The organism is Psychrobacillus sp. FSL H8-0487 (assembly GCF_038008385.1).
Classification (GTDB): Bacteria; Bacillota; Bacilli; order Bacillales_A; family Planococcaceae; genus Psychrobacillus; species Psychrobacillus psychrotolerans.
Genome location: NZ_JBBOZA010000001.1, coordinates 1287792 through 1306510, shown reverse-complemented (window position 1 = coordinate 1306510; position 18719 = coordinate 1287792). Strand labels below are relative to the sequence as shown.

Here is an 18719-nt window from a genome sequence, read left to right as displayed (position 1 = left end):
TCGCTACACCTCATTTTCTTTATAAGTATTCTTTACTTATATTAATACATTCCCATTCAGGATTAGATTCAAGAAATCGGATTGCGTTCATTAGCTCTCGTTCGGCCGCATCTTTTTGAGAAGCAATTGCAACGATTCCAATGCTAGTACGCTGCCACGTATCCTGATGATCTAATTCTGAAATAGAAACATTATACTTTTGTTTTGTTCTTGTGAGCATTCTTTGAAGAACAGCTCGTTTTTCTTTTAAAGAATGTGCAGTAGGAATGAGAAATTCACAGTCTGCATAGACAATCATTAGCGTTTAATTTCTTCCATGATATAAGCTTCCACGATATCGCCTTCTTTGATATCATTGAAGTTTTTAATAGTGATACCACACTCATATCCTTTAGCAACTTCTTTAGCATCATCTTTAAAGCGTTTTAGCGTATCTAGTTCGCCTTCGAAAATAACAATTCCTTCACGAATAACACGTACACCACTATCTCTAGAAATTTTACCTTCCGTTACGTAAGAACCAGCAATCGTACCAACTTTAGATACTTTGAAAGTTTCACGAATTTCGGCTTGACCGATAATTTTCTCTTGGAACTCAGGGTCAAGTAGCCCCTTCATTGCAAATTCAATTTCTTCGATTACTTTATAAATAATACGGTGTAAACGAATATCTACGCCTTCTTGGTCGGCCATACGTTTTGCATTTGTATCCGGACGAACGTTAAATCCGATAACAATTGCATTCGATGCAGCTGCCAAACTAATATCTGATTCAGTAATTGCTCCAGCTCCAGTATGAATGATGCGAACGTTAACACCTTCTACATCTATCTTCATAAGGGAAGCAGCCATCGCTTCAACAGTTCCTTGTACGTCTGCTTTAACGATTAAGTTAAGCTCTTTCATTTCCCCTTGTTTCATTTGATCAAATAAATTGTCTAATGTTACACGAGTTTTTTCTGAGCGTTGAGTAACTTGTGCTTCTGATGCACGAGACTCTCCAACTTGTCGAGCTGTTTTTTCATCTTCGAATACTACAAAGCGGTCTCCAGCTTGTGGCACTTCGTTTAGACCAGTTATTTCAACTGGAGTAGATGGTCCTGCCTCTTTCACACGGCGACCAAGATCATTAACCATTGCTCTTACGCGTCCGAATGCATGACCAACAACGATAGGGTCTCCAACTTTTAATGTACCATCTTGAACTAGTAATGTAGCAACAGAACCACGACCTTTGTCAAGTTGAGCTTCAATTACAGTTCCTAAAGCAAGACGTTTTGGATTTGCTCTTAACTCTCCAACTTCTGAAACAAGTAAAACCATTTCTAACAAGTTGTCGATTCCTTCTCCTTTTAGTGCTGAGATTGGTACGAAGATAGTATCTCCACCCCATGCCTCAGGAACTAAGCCATGTTCTGTTAACTCTTGCATTACACGGTCAGGATTGGCAGATGGTTTATCCATTTTATTTACTGCTACGATAATTGGCACTTCAGCAGCTTTCGCATGGTTAATAGCTTCTACTGTTTGAGGCATAACACCATCATCAGCTGCAACTACAAGAATCGTGATATCCGTAATTTTTGCACCACGTGCACGCATTGTCGTAAATGCAGCATGTCCTGGTGTATCTAGGAATGTAATCTTCTTGTCGTTGTCTTCAATCATGTAAGCACCGATATGTTGAGTAATACCACCGGCTTCTCCTGCAGTTACTTTTGTATGACGAATTGAGTCAAGAAGTGTTGTTTTACCATGATCGACGTGACCCATAATTGTAACAACTGGTGGACGCTCTGATTGATTAGTGCTGTCTTCTGGCGTTGGATCGAAGTGAACTTCTAAATCAGTAATGTCGATACGGATTTCTTCTTCAACTTCTACACCATAGTCTGCACAAATAAGTTCAATTGCATCCTTATCTAATACTTGGTTTATTGTTGCCATTACGCCAAGTAGGAATAATTTTTTGATAATTTCTGCTGGTTCACGACCAATTTTTTTCGAAAGTTCAAGAACAGTTAAAGAATCGGTAAACGTAATCTTCGCTGGAAGTTCACGTTCTTTTCTTGGTACTGGTGGTTGAACTGGTGTAGTAGGACCTTTTCTACGTTTTTGGAATTTTTGACCCGGTCTATTGCCACCTGGACGATTTTGACCACCTGGACGATAAGCACCCGCTGGAGCTTTGTTATTTGTAAACGTCTTTTTAGGTTGGTTATTTGTTCCTTGCGTGCTGCTAGATTGCGTATTACTTCCTGAAGCTGCAGCATTTGTATTCGTTTGGTTAGACGGTCTTGATTGTCCGCCAGATGTTGGTCTTTGTTGACCTTGGTTAGACGGTCTTGACTGTCCGCCAGATGCCGGTCTTTGTTGGCCTTGGTTAGACGGTCTTGATTGTCCACCAGATGTTGGTCTTTGTTGACCTTGGTTAGACGGTCTTGATTGCCCGCCAGATGTTGGTCTTTGTTGACCTTGGTTTGAGTTTGTTGGTCTTGATTGAGTCTGTTGTGCAGGTTTTGAAGATGTTGAAGCAGGTTTAGTATTTGATTGTGAAGAATTTTTATAAATACCATCTAGTTTAGAGATAGTTTCTCCTTCAAGTGTAGACATATGATTCGTCACTTGAATATTCATCTTTCCTAATTGCTCAATAACTTCTTTACTCGATTTATCTATTTGTCTCGCATATTCATGAACTCTGATTTTAGTCATTAGCTCACCCCCGGTTATATTCGTTGAGAAGGCCGGACAGTTTTTTAGCGAAACCGTCATCCATAATGGCTATTGCCACCCTGGCCTCTTTTCCCGTCGCATGTCCGAGATCGTGCCGGTCTCCAAAGACATGCAGCTCAACGTTAAAAGATGCACATTTATCATTAATTTTTTTTGCTGTATTTTTAGAAGCGTCATTTGATAAAACAACTAGTTTAGCCTTTTGACTTCTTATTTCTTTTACAACTAATTCTTCACCAGTTATTGTTTTTCTTGCTCGAGTCGCTAAACCTAAAAGATTAGATATCTGTTCTTCTATTTTCATTTGAGTTTATCTCTTTCAATAACAACGATTAACTGGTCATATACTTCATTTGGAATTGGTGCTTCTAAATGAGTGCCTAGTGAATTTTTCTTTTTCGCTTGGTTTACCGCTTCGATAGATTTGGATACATAAGCGCCACGACCAGATTTTTTACCTGTTAGGTCTACGGAAACTTCTCCTTCTTTCGAACGGACTATACGAATCATTTCTTTTTTCGGAAACATTTCACCAGTAGCAACACATTTACGTAACGGTATTTTCTTTTGAACCGCCATTTTAAATCACCATCCTTGCTTATTGTTCTTCTTTATAAAAATCGAAATCATCCAATTCTTCTTCATCCATTTTTTCTACGATAAGCTGTGGAGAATTTTCATTTGGATAAATTCCAAGTTCTCTTGCATCAGTTTCGCTCTTAATATCGATTTTCCAGCCAGTCAGTTTTGCTGCAAGACGAGCATTTTGACCTCTCTTACCAATTGCAAGTGACAACTGATAATCTGGTACTACTACCGTTGTAGATTTTTCATCTTCATTTACTTGAACGTCGATTACTTTAGAAGGACTAAGCGCATTTGCAACAAACACTACTGGATCTTCAGACCATTCAACTATGTCAATTTTCTCTCCACTTAACTCGTTAACAATTGTTTGTACTCGAGCTCCCTTTGCACCAACACATGAACCAACAGGATCAATTTCATCATTATGTGCAAAAACGGAAATCTTCGAGCGGTCCCCTGCTTCACGAGCAATAGACTTAATCTCTACAATGCCTTCAAAGATTTCTGGAACTTCCATTTCAAACAAACGACGAAGTAAGCCAGGGTGAGTTCTAGAAACAAATACTTGTGGTCCACGAGTAGTACGTTCTACTTTCGTAATATACACTTTAATACGTTCATGTGGTCGGAATGTCTCTGTTTGGATTTGTTCATTTGCTGGTAATACAGCCTCAACTTTTCCTAATCCCACGTAAATATTACGAGCATCTAATCGTTCTACAATACCATTTACAATATCATCTTCACGATCCACATATTCTTCGTAGATAAGACCACGTTCAGCTTCACGTACACGTTGAGTAACAACTTGCTTCGCCGTTTGAGCTGCAATACGACCGAAATTACGTGGTGTAACTTCCTCTTCAACTACATCACCAATCGCATAGTGTGGATTTATAACTTGAGCATCCTCTAAGGATACTTGCAGACGGTCGTCTGCTACTTCTTCTACTACATCTTTTCTTGAATAAACAAGCATAGTACCAGTAGCAAGGTTAATATCGACACGAACATTTTGGGCTTGGTTAAAATTTCTTTTATAGGCAGTTACTAAAGCAGCTTCTATTGCTTCTATTAAAACATCTCTTGAAATTCCCTTTTGTTGTTCGAGCGCAGTTAACGCATCTAAAAATTCACTACTCACTGCTTTCACTCCTCCATATACGTTATGCAGAGAAATCAATTGCTAAACGGGCAAGCGCAATTTTCTCTTTTTCAATTTGAATTTTTACTCTTCTTGTTTTCACACGTACTTCAATTAATGCGCCTTCTTCTATTGAATAAGAAAGTAATGTTCCTTCAAATTCCTTAGCTCCGTTCACTGGCTCGTATGTTTTGATAAAAACATGCTTACCAATCGCATTCGTGAAATCCGAATCCTTTTTCAAAGGTCGTTCTGCTCCAGGAGAAGAAACCTCTAAAAAGTAATTTTCTGATATTGGATCTTCTACATCTAACTTTTCACTTAGTTTTTCACTAACTTGAGCACATTGTTCAATATCAATGCCGCCATTTGGAGTATCAATATAAATACGTAAAAACCAATCTCGACCTTCTTTTACATATTCTATATCTACAAGATCTAAATTTAACTCTTGTAAAATAGGCGATACAAGCTCTTCAATTTTACTAATAATATTACTCATATAAGCCTCCTACACAACAATGATTTTCTATATAACAACAGAAAAGAGCGGGAAATCCCACTCTTTCGTCACAGAACTATGAAACATTGGTAGTTTTATATTACCATACATCATGGTGCCTTGCAAATTACCTCCTAAAACAACGAAAGCTGATTGGCATCTGGCAGACCTTCTAGACAGCCCATCGCATCCATATATTCGATGATTGTCTTGGATACTTTACCTCTTTGTTGAAGATCTTCCTTGGATAAAAATTCACCATCAATTCGTGCTTTAGCAATTTGAAATGCAACATTTGTACCTAATCCTGGTATCGAATCAAAAGGAGGAATTAATGTATTTCCTTCTATAATAAATTCATTTGCATGTGATTTGTATAGATCAACTTTTTGAATTTTAATGCCTCGTTCTGTCATTTCCAATGCAATTTCTAATACTGTTAATAAGTTTTTTTCTTTTGGAGATGCTTCAAGACCCTTTGCATTAATCTCATCTAGTTTTGCTCGAATTGTTTGAGATCCGTTGACCATTGAGATCAAATCAAAGTCAGAAGCTCTTACAGTAAGATATGCCGCATAATATATTATGGGGTAATGCACCTTAAAGTATGCAATACGAACTGCCATTAATACATAGGCAGCAGCATGTGCTTTCGGGAACATGTATTTGATCTTTTTACAGGATTCAATATACCAATTAGCTACCCCTTGTTTTTTCATCTCAGCTTCAAATTCTGGAGTTAGCCCTTTACCTTTCCGAACTGACTCCATAATTTTAAATGCTAAGGAAGGATCTAACCCTTGATAGATTAGGTAAACCATAATATCATCACGACATCCAATTACATCAGAGAGCTGACAAGTCCCCGCTTGTATCAACTCTTGAGCATTTCCAAGCCATACATCTGTCCCATGAGATAAACCAGATATTTGGACAAGTTCTGAGAAAGTAGAAGGTTTCGTTTCTTCTAGCATTTGTCTTACAAAACGAGTACCAAACTCTGGAATTCCAAGTGTCCCAGTTTTACAGTCTATTTGCTCTTCCGTTACGCCTAGCGATTCCGTCCCACTAAATATTTTCATCACTTCTGGATCATCTGTAGGAATTGTCTTAGGATCAATTCCCGATAAGTCTTGAAGCATACGAATAACAGTAGGATCATCGTGTCCCAGTATATCGAGTTTTAGCAAATTATCATGAATGGAATGAAAATCAAAATGAGTTGTTTTCCATTCAGAATCCTGCGCATCGGCCGGAAACTGTATTGGGGTAAAGTCATATATATCCATATAATCAGGAACAACAATGATTCCACCTGGATGTTGACCCGTTGATCGCTTAACACCAGAACATCCTTGAACTAAACGATCAATTTCAGCACCACGAAGAGCCAAATTATTATCGTTCATATAGCCCCTGACATATCCATAAGCTGTTTTTTCAGCTACCGTTCCGATTGTACCAGCACGAAACACATAGTCCTCGCCGAATAATTCCTTGGTGTAATTATGTGCAATAGGCTGATATTCACCACTAAAGTTTAAATCTATATCTGGAACTTTATCTCCTTTGAATCCAAGGAAAGTCTCAAACGGGATATCTTGCCCCTCTTTTACATATGGTGTATCGCAGTTAATACAATTTTTGTTAGGTAAGTCGAACCCAGAACCAACCGATCCGTCTTGGAAAAACTCTGAATGCTGACAACTTGGACATACATAATGCGGCGGTAGTGGATTTACTTCCGTAATTTCTGTCATTGTAGCTACAAGAGAAGAACCTACCGATCCCCTGGATCCAACTAAATAGCCATCATCTAGAGATTTTTTCACTAATTTATGTGAAATCAAATAAATTACCGCAAAACCATGACCAATAATAGATGTTAATTCCTTCTCAATTCGTGCTTCTACTATCTCTGGTAGTACTTCTCCATAAATTTCTTTTGCTTTGGAATAAGTAAGAGATCTAACTTCCTCATCTGCTCCCTCAATCTTTGGGGTATATAAATCATCTTTAATCGGTTTTATGTCTTCAAGAGAATCGGCTATTTTTTGAGGATTAGTGACAACAATCTCTTTTGCTAGGTCTTCTCCAAGAAAGGCAAAGGCATCTAACATTTCATTAGTTGTGCGAAAATGTACTTTAGGTAACCCGTTACGATTTAACGGGTTAGCTCCACCTTGTGAGTTTACAAGTATTTTTCTAAAAATAGCATCATTTTCATGCAAGTAATGTACATTGCCGGTTGCTACAACTGGTAAATTCAATTTTTTACCTAGTTTGAGCATTTTACGGATGATATCTTCTAAGTTCCATTCGTCTCTAACTAGTTCTGCCTCGATTAAATGAGAATATACTTCTTTAGGATGTATTTCTAAGTAATCATAAAACTGTGCAATTTCCTCCACTTGCTCTAATGGTTTTTGCATTAGACCTTCAAAAACCTCTCCCTTATCACACCCTGAACCAATGATCAGCCCTTCTCTATGTTTTTGCAGCACTGACCTTTTTATTCTAGGTACACGATAGAAAGTAGTTGTATGAGCAAGTGATACTAATTTGAACAAGTTTTTTAAACCTACCTCATTTTTAGCTAAGATTGTGCAATGAGTTGGTCGAGCTCGTTTATATGAATCCCCTTGTCCAATATGCTTGTTAAAGTCATCTAGAAACTCTATCTTATGTTCCTCAGCTTCTTTTAACAAATGTAGTAGTAAATATCCTGTTGCCTCACAGTCAAATATCGCTCTATGTGCTTGTGTTAACTCAATATTGAACTTTTTAGTTAGAGTACCAAGTCGATGGGACTTCATCTCTGGATGTAAGAACCTAGCTAGCTCTAATGTGTCTATAACCGGATGACTGAAATAATCTATTCCTGTTCTCCGATAACCTTCATATAGAAAGCCCATATCAAAAGATGCATTATGAGCAACAAGTATGCCATCACCTATAAATTCATAAAAGTCCTTTATAACCTGTTCTATTTCAGGCGCATTTTGAACCATGTCATCTGTAATTCCAGTTAACTCGATCGTAGTAGCGGAAAGAGCGTGATGCGGATTAACAAATCGTTCAAATTTATCGATAATATTACCATTTTGCATTTTTACAGCTGCCAACTCAATTATTTTATCGTAAGTAGCAGATAAGCCTGTAGTTTCAACATCAAATACAACATATACAGCATCCTCTAATGCAGTATGCTGTTCATCATAAGCAATAGGAACACCATCATGTACAAGATTTGCTTCTAATCCATATAGAATTTTAATACCATTCTTTTTCCCAGCAGCATATGCTTCAGGAAATGATTGTAGATTCGCATGATCTGTAATTGCTATAGCTTTATGTCCCCATTTTGCTGCTTGTGATACAAGTGAGGATACAGAGGAAACAGCATCCATTTGACTCATCGGTGTATGTAGATGTAACTCTACACGTTTTTCTTTCGCTGTATCGATTCGTACCGCCGGATTTATCTCATTCATATCTTGTGCCATAATGATTAAATCTCGTACAAAAGTATCATTTTGCACGGAACCTCTAACCTTTATCCACATTCCCTTTTGTAGTCGTTCCATCATTTGGGCATCTTCTTTATCTCTAGAGAACATCTTCACTAAAATAGAATCTGTATAGTCAGTAACTTTTGCAGTCAGAAGAGAACGACCACTTCGCAACTCTTTGACTTCGACGTCGAATACAAAACCTTCGATCGTTACTCTGCGTTCCTCATCTTGAATCGATTTTATGTCAATAATTGGCTCATCTTTTTTAAGAGGCACTCCTAGTTGGAAAGGACCGTCTGTATTCTGAATACCATTCTCTGTTCTATTTTGATCACGTTTTTGCATATCTTCTAACGCTTTTTGACCTAACATTTCTTCTTCTAAACGACGTTGTTCAAGAAATTCTAACTGCGCTTGCGCTATTGCTTCTGTATCTTCAACTAAACGGAAGTCGAATGCTATTTTTGGAAATCCAAACCCTACATATACATCTGACAATTGTTCGATATATTTCTTTTTAAACGTTCGCAATTCAATTTCCTGCCCACAGGTTAAATGAATCATCTGACCGTTCCATTCGGGCTGTTGTTTTAATAAGCGGTCTTTTAAAGGTGGTGCCATGTCACTTAATTCTTTCAGAACTAATGGCCAATATTGGTTGATAAGCTCCTGCGATACGTCTTTTCCTTCACTTTGAATAGTGAGTAAGATATTCGCTATACCAGAAAACTTTTCTATTAACCTTGTTTGAAAAATCGTAAATACATCTATTGGTAATACGGCCTGTAGTTGAATTTGAAAAGCCCATTGTCTATTTTTTTTATGTACAGTGAATCGATCGATGGATGCATTTTCAAAATGCTTTACGAAGGAATCCTCTGTTAACTCCAGTTGCTGCAATAACAAATGCATCCTCATTTTACCGTCGTCCATAGTTTGTATCCCTCCCTGATCTGTCTAGCTCCAGCGCTAGTCTGGGGTGTTAGATGCTTGTGCTTTTATATACACAGTAAAAGAAAGGAAGTTCAGATGATTGAACTTCCCCCCTTAAAATTATTTACCCATTGAAGAAAAATCTTTGTATATCATTCCATGTAACGACAACCATTAGTACCATCAATAGCATAATACCTACAAAGTGGACCATACCTTCTTTTTGTTTATCTATCGGTTTTCCTCGTAAAGCTTCAAACAAGAAGAATAATAGTCTACCACCATCTAATGCTGGTAATGGTAATAAATTCATAATCCCTAGATTTATACTAAGTATTGCAGCCCAATGCATTAAATTGAATACACCATATTGCGCTACTTCTTCAGTCGCTTTATATATTCCAACAGGACCTGATAAATCATCTATAGAGAAATTACCAGTAATTAATGTGCCAAGTATCGTAAATATACGTTTAGTCCATTCATATGTTTGCTCTGCTCCAAAGACAACCGCCTTGGCAGGATTTTTTTCCATTGGACTAGTGTATTGTACACCAATTTGTCCAACTTTTTCTTTTCCAGCTACAACTTCTTGGGGTGTCATAGACAGATTAACTTCTTGTCCATCACGTTCTACTGTAAATTCCATCAGTTCATTTGAACTTACTTTCACTTTTTCTGATAATTCGTCCCATGTCGTGATGGAAGATCCATCTATTTTAGTTACCAAATCGCCATCTTGCATGCCCGCTTGAGCAGCAGGACTGTCTTTCACAACTGTTGTAATAACAGGTTCATATGTTGGTACTCCTTGAAACAACCCAAGCGCTAAGAAAATGAAAAACGATAGGATAAAGTTAAAAAGTGGTCCTGCAAAAATAGTTAGTGATCGCTGCCCAACTGTTTTGGATCCGAATTGACGATCTGCTGGCGCAATGATTGTTTCACTGCCTTTTTCATTAATGACAGCATTTCGTGCTACATTGTACCTTACTAACTTTTCTTCTTCATTGTATCCCTCGATAAACATTTTATCGGTTAAATCAGATTTTTCTACTTCTAAAAACAACATATCAGGATAATGCTTATTTTGATTTAATAAAATCTGATCAATTTCGTCTTGATCATTTAAACGGATTCCTAATCGAAAGCCCGGCTGTAGCTCAACGGAGTCCATATCTTCTCCTGCCATACGAACATATCCACCGATAGGCAATAATCGTAGTGTATAAAGAGTCTCACCTTTTGTATATCCAAAGATTTTTGGTCCCATACCTATTGCAAACTCACGCACCATGATTCCAGCTTGTTTTGCAAAGATAAAATGCCCGAGTTCATGGAAAAATACAATACTTCCAAATATAATTATAAACGCAATGGCTGTCTCCACTATATCCCACCTTTAGTTTCTAGCTGTTTATGCTTTTACTTTCACATCTCTTCATTTTACCATGTTCTCAATAGATTTTCTTGTTTTTGCATCTACATGAAGAATAGTTTCTAAATCTGGATTTGAAAGAATCGTATGCTCATCCATAGCTCGTTCGATTAGCTCATCAATTGTTAAGAAACCAATTTTTTCTTGTAAAAACAAGGATACAGCAGCCTCGTTTGCAGCATTTAGGACCGTTGTCATAGTTCCGCCTGCTCGTCCTGCATCAATAGCTAATTTCAAAGCATGATAACGTGTGTAATCCATTTCTTCAAAATGTAACTTACCTATTTGAGCTAAGTTAAGTCGTGGTGCTGACTCTCTTGTCAATCTCTCCGGATAAGACAATGCATATTGGATAGGTACACGCATATCTGGTGTTCCTAATTGAGCAATAACACTAGTATCTTGGAATTCAACTAATGAATGTATAATACTCTCTCGATGAAGTAACACTTCTATATCATCATAAGGAATATCAAATAATACTCGCGCCTCAATAACTTCTAAACCTTTGTTCATCATTGTGGCTGAATCAATTGTTATTTTCGACCCCATAGACCAGTTAGGATGATTCAGTGCATCTTTTACCGTTACATTTTTAAGCTCTTCCCGAGTAAAGTCTCTAAAGCTTCCACCTGAAGCAGTAATGATGAGCTTTGCAATTTCAGAACGCTTTTCTCCGTTCATCGCTTGAAACAAGGCTGAATGTTCGCTGTCGACCGGCAGTATTGGTACATTATATTGCTTAGCTGCATTCATTACTAAGTGTCCAGCAGTTACTAATGTTTCTTTGTTCGCAATTGCAATTGTTATTCCTTTTTTAATAGCTTCTAATGTTGGTCTTAATCCTACACTTCCAAGTACAGCATTCACTAAAACATCTGCATTTGCATGAGCAGCAACTTGTACTAATCCCTGATCACCAAATACTAGTTCTGTTCGTGGAAATTCTTTCCCTAACAGAACTGCATCCTCTTCAAATAACACAGAAACTAGAGGAACTGAAAAATCTCGAATTATTTGCTTCGTAATTTCTATATTTTTTCCCGCTGAAAATGCTACTAGTTGAAACTTATCTGGATGCTCTTTTATTATATCCAGTGTTTGTATCCCGATAGAACCAGTTGCACCTAATAAACTTATTTTTTTAACCATGAAATAATGTCGTCTCCTTAGATAAAATGTAAAAAGTGAAGAAGCGGTAAGACAAATAAAATACTGTCAAATCGATCTAAAATTCCACCATGACCTGGCAATAATTTACCAGAGTCTTTCACATTATAATGTCTTTTTATCGCTGATTCTACTAAGTCACCTAGTTGTCCAAAAACAGAAGAAATAATTGTAATTCCTATCAATACAAGCATCGATGAAGTAAGTGGGCTTATCCATTGAATAATGAAAGCAGTGATTAATGCCCAAATAATGCCTCCAACAAAACCTTCTACTGTTTTATTTGGAGAAATATCAGGCCATAATTTTCTTTTTCCGATTTTTCGTCCGGTAAAATAAGCTCCAGAATCTGTTGTCCATACGATCAGCAATGCAAAAATAACGTATGCTAAACCTTCATTTCTTGTTTCAATAAAATAGTAAAAACCAATACCAACATATAGTGTACTTAAAATGACAAAAGCTGCATCATCAAAAGTGAAACGATTTTTCACCAATACTGTATAGATTAATACTAAAAATACTCCAACAAACAACCACTCTAATTTCGTGTGCCCTGTATAATGCAAAATATCATCTGTAAATGATGATGGCAATAGCAAAAGAAACAGGAGTAGATACGAAACTAAACTGGCGAATGAAAATAAACTTAAGTCCTTCATGCGAAGCATTTCATATAATCCTACTGCTGCAATTATGTATACTAATATAGTGAAAACAGGTCCTCCCAACAAAACAATTGGGAGAAATAGTGCCAAAGCAATAGCACCTGTTATTATCCGCTGTTTCAATTTACTTCTTCCCCCTTAAGTCCACCATATCTTCTATTCCTTTTTTGATAACTTTCAATAGCTTCTAATAAGCATGCCTCATCAAAGTCTGGCCAAAGCGTTTCTGTAAACCAAAACTCCGTGTAAGCAAGCTGCCAAAGCATAAAGTTACTCAGTCGAACTTCACCACTTGTTCGAATGAGAAGATCTGGTTCCGACAAGTCTTTGGTCATTAAATTATTTGTCAGCAATTCTTCTGTAATTTCATCCTCTAAAATCTCTTTTTGTTCGATTTGTTTTGCAATACGTTTGACTGCCTGTACAATTTCATCTCTACTTCCATAATTCATAGCAAAGTTAAGAATCAGTCCATCATTTTGGGCAGTTTCATCCATCGCTTTATAAATAGCTCTTTTTGTATGCTCAGGCAGCATATCATGATTTCCCATCATTCGTACTTGAACATTTTGTTCGATTAACTCCGGTAAATACGTCCCTAAAAATTCTTCGGGTAGTCGCATTAAAAACTCGACTTCCATTTTTGGACGTTTCCAATTTTCTGTGGAAAAAGCGTACAAGGTTAACGTATCTATCCCGACTTCATTTGCAAATAGAGTAATTTTTTTTACAGTCTTCATACCTTCGTGATGACCAGCAATACGGGGAAGTGACCTCTTTTTAGCCCATCTACCGTTCCCATCCATAATAATTGCAATATGGCTAGGTAACTGTTCCTTTTGGGCATTTTCTTTACGTTCATCTAAATGAATATTGATCTTTTTCTCATTTTTACGAATTAGTTTATTAAACATTTAGAACCCCCCAATCTACCAAGTCGAACGTCTATCCCTATCATAACAAATAAACCCATATATAAAAAGACGTCCCTTTCAAAGGACGCCTTTTTTAAATAAAAGTTCAGAAATACTTAACCTAGACAAATCATTTGAAGAAGACTTTGGTATTTATTAAAGCATTAACCTTCACTACATCTTCATAAGGTTTAAACTTCTAAAATTTCTTTTTCTTTATCTTTAGTAATTGCATCAATTTTTTCAATGTTAGCATCTGTAAGTTTTTGAATTTCTTCTGTATAATTTCTTAGCTCGTCTTCTGTAATTCCACCAGATTTTTCAAGTTTTTTCAAATCATCATTACCGTCACGACGAACGTTACGAACATTTACTTTTGCTTCTTCTGCTTCTTTTTTTACTAGTTTTACTAATTCTTTACGACGCTCTTCCGTTAATGCTGGAATTGCAATACGAATTAGTGTTCCATCATTAGTAGGAGTAATACCTAAATCTGATTTCATGATCGCTTTTTCAATATCTCCTAAAATAGTTTTATCATAAGGAAGGATTGTTAATAAGCGAGCTTCTGGTATAGAAATACCAGCCATTTGATTGATAGGGGTTGGAGCTCCATAATAATCTACTGTAATTTTGTCAAGTAGGGAAGCACTAGCACGCCCAGCACGGATAGTAGATAATTCTCTACTAAAAACCGATATTGTTTTAGTCATTTTATCACTTGTTTGCTCTATCACTTTTTTCGGCATTAAGAATTCCTCCTAACGACTGTCCCTATGGTTTCCCCGAGCACAGCCTTTTTAATATTTCCTTTTTCCATAATCGAAAATACAATAAGCTCTATATCATTGTCCATACATAAAGTAGACGCTGTAGAATCCATTACTTGGAGTCCTTGTTGAATTACTTCGATAAATGATAGTGTATCATATTTCACTGCCGTACTATCCGTTTTAGGATCAGCAGAGTAAACACCATCTACATTATTTTTGGCCATTAATATAACATCTGCTTCTATCTCAGCTGCTCTTAAAGCTGCAGTTGTGTCAGTAGAGAAGTATGGATTACCTGTTCCCGCTGCAAAAATAACTACTCGTTTTTTTTCTAAATGACGAATGGCTCTTCTACGTATGTAAGGCTCTGCGACTTGTCGCATCTCGATAGATGTCTGAACACGTGTTTCGACACCCGCTTTTTCAAGAGAATCTTGTAGAGCTAGTGAATTCATTACTGTAGCAAGCATACCCATATAGTCCGCTGTAGCACGATCCATGCCCATTTCGCTTCCTACTTTACCTCGCCATATATTTCCTCCACCTACAACTACCGCAACCTCTACTCCAAGATCTACAACTTCTTTCACTTGTTCGGCTACAGATTTAATAATGTCAGGAGATAAACCGAAACCTTGTTCTCCAGCTAATGCCTCGCCACTCAATTTTAAAACGATTCTTTCGTATTGTGGTTTGTTCATAGGTATCCTCCATCTCTATCTTGAAAAATAGGGAACACAAATTACGTGTCCCCCGGTTGTTATTGATATTATTTCTAGCAACGACGCATATTGACGACTACCGGTTTTCGTTTCAAGATAATGCCTTCCGCGGGGGAAGCGCTGAACCATCGAGTCGAACGGTGTCTGCCGCTTTTCTTATATTAATTACCTTTTACTTGGTTCATTACTTCTTCAGCGAAGTTGTCTTCACGTTTTTCGATTCCTTCACCAACAGCGTAACGTGTGAATGAAACTAGTTTACCACCAGTTGATTCAACAAATGTTTTTACTTTTTGGTCAGGGTTTTTAACGAATGATTGGTCTAATACACAAACTTCTTCAAAGTATTTACCAAGACGACCTTCTACCATTTTAGCAACGATATTTTCAGGTTTTCCTTCGTTTAGAGCTTGTTCTGTTAATATTTTGCGTTCGTGTTCTACTTCTTCAGCAGAAACTTCATCACGTGAAATATAAGAAGGGTTTAATGCTGCAATATGCATTGCTACATCTTTAGCCGCTTGCTCATCAGTTGATCCTTCAATTACTGTAAGAACCCCGATACGTCCTCCCATGTGTAGGTATGGACCAAATGCATCTGCATCTGTTTTATTTTCAATTACAAAACGACGTAATGTAATTTTTTCTCCAATTTTCGCAACTGCGTTAGAGATTAAGTTTTCTACTGTTAATCCTTCTTCAATAATTGTAGGTAGTGCTTCTTCTACTGAAGCTGGCTCTGTAGCTAATAAATGAGATGCTACAGTTTTTACTAAATGTTGGAAAGATTCATTTTTAGAAACAAAATCAGTTTCAGCATTCATTTCTAGTAATACAGCTTTGTTTCCTTCCACTTGGATGAAAGTAGTACCTTCCGCTGCGATACGATCTGCTTTTTTAGCTGCAGAAGAAAGACCTTTTTCACGTAAAAAGTCGATTGCTGCTTCTAAATTACCGTCTGATTCTACTAATGCTTTTTTACAGTCCATCATACCTGCACCAGTTTTTTCACGCAATTCTTTAACCATTTGTGCTGTAACTGCCATTATAAATTCCTCCTAGTACAATTAATATGTCATTTTCTCAAAAAAAGGTGATAAGAGGTTTGGCCGCTTATCACCTGTTAATTACATTCGTATTACTCAGGTATTACTCAGCTGCAACTTCAGCAGAAGTTACTTCTTCGTCTTCACCTTGTCTTGCTTCTAGTAATGCATCCGCCATTTTAGCTGTTAATAATTTAACTGCACGAATTGCATCATCATTTGCAGGAATTACATAGTCGATTTCATCTGGATCACAGTTTGTATCAACAATTCCTACTAATGGAATGTTAAGTTTGCGAGCTTCTGCAACAGCAATACGCTCTTTACGTGGATCTACTACGAACATTACATCTGGAACAGCTTTCATATCACGGATACCGCCTAAGAATTTAACAAGACGTTCGTGTTGTTTTTTAAGTTGAACAACTTCTTTTTTAGGAAGTACTTCAAACGTACCGTCTTCTTCCATTTTTTCAATAGCTTTAAGACGAGCTACACGTTTTTGAATAGTACCGAAGTTAGTTAAAGTACCACCTAACCAACGTTGGTTAATATAGTAGTTACCTGAACGTTCTGCTTCTTCTTTAATAGCTTCTTGAGCTTGTTTTTTAGTTCCTACGAAAAGAACTTTCCCACCGTCTTGACCTACTTGACGCATGAAATCATAAGCTTCTTCTAATTTTTTCACCGTTTTTTGAAGATCGATGATGTAGATTCCGTTACGTTCAACAAAAATGTATTTTTTCATTTTTGGATTCCAACGGCGAGTTTGGTGACCGAAGTGTACACCAGCCTCTAATAATTGCTTCATTGAGATTACTGACATGATTTGTTTCCTCCTGGTTTGGTTTAGTCTTCCGCATTCATCATTTTTCTTTAGCTACTCTATAAATAGAGCACCTGCTAAGTCCATCCGAACTGCGTGTGTATTCATACCGTTTTCTAATATAACATATCATTTTTATACTTTCAACTATTTTAATCTTTAAATTTCAGGAAAAGTTCAACTTCAGTCTTTCCTATTTGGAGAATTTTCGCTATTTCGTCAGGATCTCTTCCTTCTTCATGGTGAAATAACACTTTTTCTCTCATAGTTTCCGGTACTTTTTTTGCTGTTGTTTGAGCTGATTTCATATAACTACTTGCTGCAACTTGCTTAGAGACGAAAGAAGTTGGTGGTTCAAATACTCTAGCTTCTTTTGTTGATGGATTTTCTGCAATTTTAGAAAATGTAGTATGAGGTACTTCTGTATTTTGTAATTCCTGTATAAGGCGATTATTTTCATCTGTGATTTCTGCTATATAAGCACTAAAAGAATCTTCAATGTCCAATAAAACTTGTTGTTGTTTTCGTTCCATCTCATTAAACTTAGAAATCTTGGCATTTAATAGAGCAATGAAGTAAAAACTTATAACTTGCATTAAGAATAATATTATAAATAAAGTCGTTAACATAACTGCTCCTAACCACTAAAATCTACAAAGTTTCCTTTGAAGGGATGCTTTGTCTCTTTCAATTCTCGCTCTTTCTTTTCTCTGTTCTGCCGCTCGTGCTCCATACGCTCTTTCTCTTCGTCCTGAGAGCTTGTCTCCGAAGTTTCCGAAGACTTGATGACGGTTTCCCTATTTTTTTCTAGCTGTTTTTCAGAGGCAGCTTGCGCGTTAGATTGACTAATTGCACCTTGTTGTTGTATTTGATCTGCTATTTTACCAGCATCAAAGGTTTTAGGAATAGCTATTTGAAGTTCTGCTAGTTTTAAACTCATAGTAGTATCCCCTTTATCTATACATTCGTCATTTCAGGCATTAATAGTTTTCTGAGTTTAAAAAGTGCTTTCGAATGAATTTGAGATATTCTCGATGTAGATAGACCAAGCATCTCCCCAATAACTGTGAGCGTTAGTTCTTCCGTATAAAATAAACTTAACACTAATTGTTCATTTTCATTTAATTGTTGAATTTGACCGGCTAAATCACCAATTAGTTCCTGCTGGACCATTTGTTGTTCTGGTGTTTTCTGAGAGTCATCTCGAATTACATATGATTTATGTTCAGGTTCTTCACTTTCTTGTAATTGCTCATCTATAGACAGTACATTTGAGAAAAAATGTTCCTGTACAGTTTGATAAATCTCTTCAACAGGTAACTCGACAAATTCTGCTATCTCTTCAGCAGACGCATGTCTCATCAACTTTTGCTCGAGTTCTTCAATTTTCGTTTCTAATTTCTTGGATTTTTCTCTTGAAGAACGTGGAAGCCAATCTTCTTTTCTTAAACCGTCGATAATAGCCCCTCTTACACGAAAGGAAGCATAAGTATCAAATTTCAGCTCTCTACTATAGTCAAACTTGTTCAGAGCATCAAATAATCCCATCATTCCTAAACTTTTAAGCTCTTCTCTAGATATATTTTTAGGGATACCCGCACCAATTCTTTGCACATGATAGTTTACAAGTGGCACATATTTTCTCATGAGTAAATCTCCGGCTTGAGGATCTTTGCTTTCAGTCCAACTCTTCCAAAGAACCTGTTCATCTGTCGAATCTTGATTTGCCACAATTATCCCCCTC

Annotated in this window: 18 protein-coding genes; all 18 read right to left on the bottom strand. The window is 36.9% G+C overall.

The window, feature by feature from the left end; translation table 11 throughout:
* Positions 1-19: 19 nt before the first annotated feature.
* Complete coding sequence (locus tag MHI47_RS06230) at positions 20-298, bottom strand: DUF503 domain-containing protein (protein WP_093535073.1); 279 nt, start codon at positions 296-298, stop codon at positions 20-22.
* Positions 298-2715, bottom strand: coding sequence for a translation initiation factor IF-2 (gene infB / locus MHI47_RS06225; protein WP_340830060.1), 2418 nt, complete (start codon positions 2713-2715; stop codon positions 298-300). Before infB ends, MHI47_RS06230 begins: the two co-directional genes overlap by 1 nt.
* 4 nt (positions 2716-2719) lie before the next feature.
* Positions 2720-3040: a YlxQ family RNA-binding protein gene (locus MHI47_RS06220; RefSeq protein WP_093535077.1), complete on the bottom strand. Its 321-nt coding sequence runs from the start codon at positions 3038-3040 to the stop codon at positions 2720-2722.
* Positions 3037-3315 carry an RNase P modulator RnpM gene (rnpM, locus tag MHI47_RS06215; RefSeq protein WP_093535079.1) on the bottom strand — a complete coding sequence of 93 codons (279 nt, stop codon included), beginning with the start codon at positions 3313-3315 and terminating at the stop codon, positions 3037-3039. Before rnpM ends, MHI47_RS06220 begins: the two co-directional genes overlap by 4 nt.
* A gap of 19 nt (positions 3316-3334) precedes the next feature.
* A complete protein-coding gene (gene nusA, locus MHI47_RS06210; RefSeq protein ID WP_340761949.1) occupies positions 3335-4468 on the bottom strand; it encodes a transcription termination factor NusA in 1134 nt (377 codons plus the stop codon).
* Between the two features lie 22 nt (positions 4469-4490).
* On the bottom strand, positions 4491-4970 hold the full coding sequence (gene rimP, locus MHI47_RS06205; protein ID WP_093535083.1) for a ribosome maturation factor RimP: 480 nt from the start codon (positions 4968-4970) through the stop codon (positions 4491-4493).
* Positions 4971-5104: 134 nt separating this feature from the next.
* Complete coding sequence (locus MHI47_RS06200; protein ID WP_340830058.1) at positions 5105-9418, bottom strand: PolC-type DNA polymerase III; 4314 nt, start codon at positions 9416-9418, stop codon at positions 5105-5107.
* 124 nt (positions 9419-9542) lie between these two features.
* Positions 9543-10808: an RIP metalloprotease RseP gene (gene rseP, locus MHI47_RS06195; protein ID WP_340768762.1), complete on the bottom strand. Its 1266-nt coding sequence runs from the start codon at positions 10806-10808 to the stop codon at positions 9543-9545.
* A gap of 51 nt (positions 10809-10859) precedes the next feature.
* Positions 10860-12008 (bottom strand): 1-deoxy-D-xylulose-5-phosphate reductoisomerase, encoded by a 1149-nt coding sequence (gene dxr, locus MHI47_RS06190; protein ID WP_093535089.1) that lies wholly within the window; start codon positions 12006-12008, stop codon positions 10860-10862.
* A gap of 17 nt (positions 12009-12025) precedes the next feature.
* Positions 12026-12817, bottom strand: coding sequence for a phosphatidate cytidylyltransferase (locus tag MHI47_RS06185; RefSeq protein WP_340830056.1), 792 nt, complete (start codon positions 12815-12817; stop codon positions 12026-12028).
* Positions 12814-13608 carry an isoprenyl transferase gene (locus tag MHI47_RS06180; protein ID WP_340768759.1) on the bottom strand — a complete coding sequence of 265 codons (795 nt, stop codon included), beginning with the start codon at positions 13606-13608 and terminating at the stop codon, positions 12814-12816. Before MHI47_RS06180 ends, MHI47_RS06185 begins: the two co-directional genes overlap by 4 nt.
* 191 nt (positions 13609-13799) lie before the next feature.
* Complete coding sequence (frr, locus tag MHI47_RS06175) at positions 13800-14357, bottom strand: ribosome recycling factor (RefSeq protein WP_093535095.1); 558 nt, start codon at positions 14355-14357, stop codon at positions 13800-13802.
* Complete coding sequence (pyrH, locus tag MHI47_RS06170) at positions 14357-15082, bottom strand: UMP kinase (RefSeq protein WP_340830054.1); 726 nt, start codon at positions 15080-15082, stop codon at positions 14357-14359. Before pyrH ends, frr begins: the two co-directional genes overlap by 1 nt.
* Before the next feature lie 182 nt (positions 15083-15264).
* Positions 15265-16149, bottom strand: coding sequence for a translation elongation factor Ts (gene tsf / locus MHI47_RS06165; RefSeq protein ID WP_093535099.1), 885 nt, complete (start codon positions 16147-16149; stop codon positions 15265-15267).
* Positions 16150-16252: 103 nt separating this feature from the next.
* A complete protein-coding gene (rpsB, locus tag MHI47_RS06160) occupies positions 16253-16975 on the bottom strand; it encodes a 30S ribosomal protein S2 (protein WP_090562513.1) in 723 nt (240 codons plus the stop codon).
* 152 nt (positions 16976-17127) lie between these two features.
* A complete protein-coding gene (locus MHI47_RS06155) occupies positions 17128-17604 on the bottom strand; it encodes a DUF6115 domain-containing protein (protein WP_340761942.1) in 477 nt (158 codons plus the stop codon).
* 8 nt (positions 17605-17612) lie between these two features.
* Positions 17613-17915 carry a hypothetical protein gene (locus MHI47_RS06150; protein ID WP_093535103.1) on the bottom strand — a complete coding sequence of 101 codons (303 nt, stop codon included), beginning with the start codon at positions 17913-17915 and terminating at the stop codon, positions 17613-17615.
* 17 nt (positions 17916-17932) lie between these two features.
* Positions 17933-18706, bottom strand: coding sequence for a FliA/WhiG family RNA polymerase sigma factor (locus tag MHI47_RS06145; RefSeq protein WP_340830053.1), 774 nt, complete (start codon positions 18704-18706; stop codon positions 17933-17935).
* Positions 18707-18719: the final 13 nt, after the last annotated feature.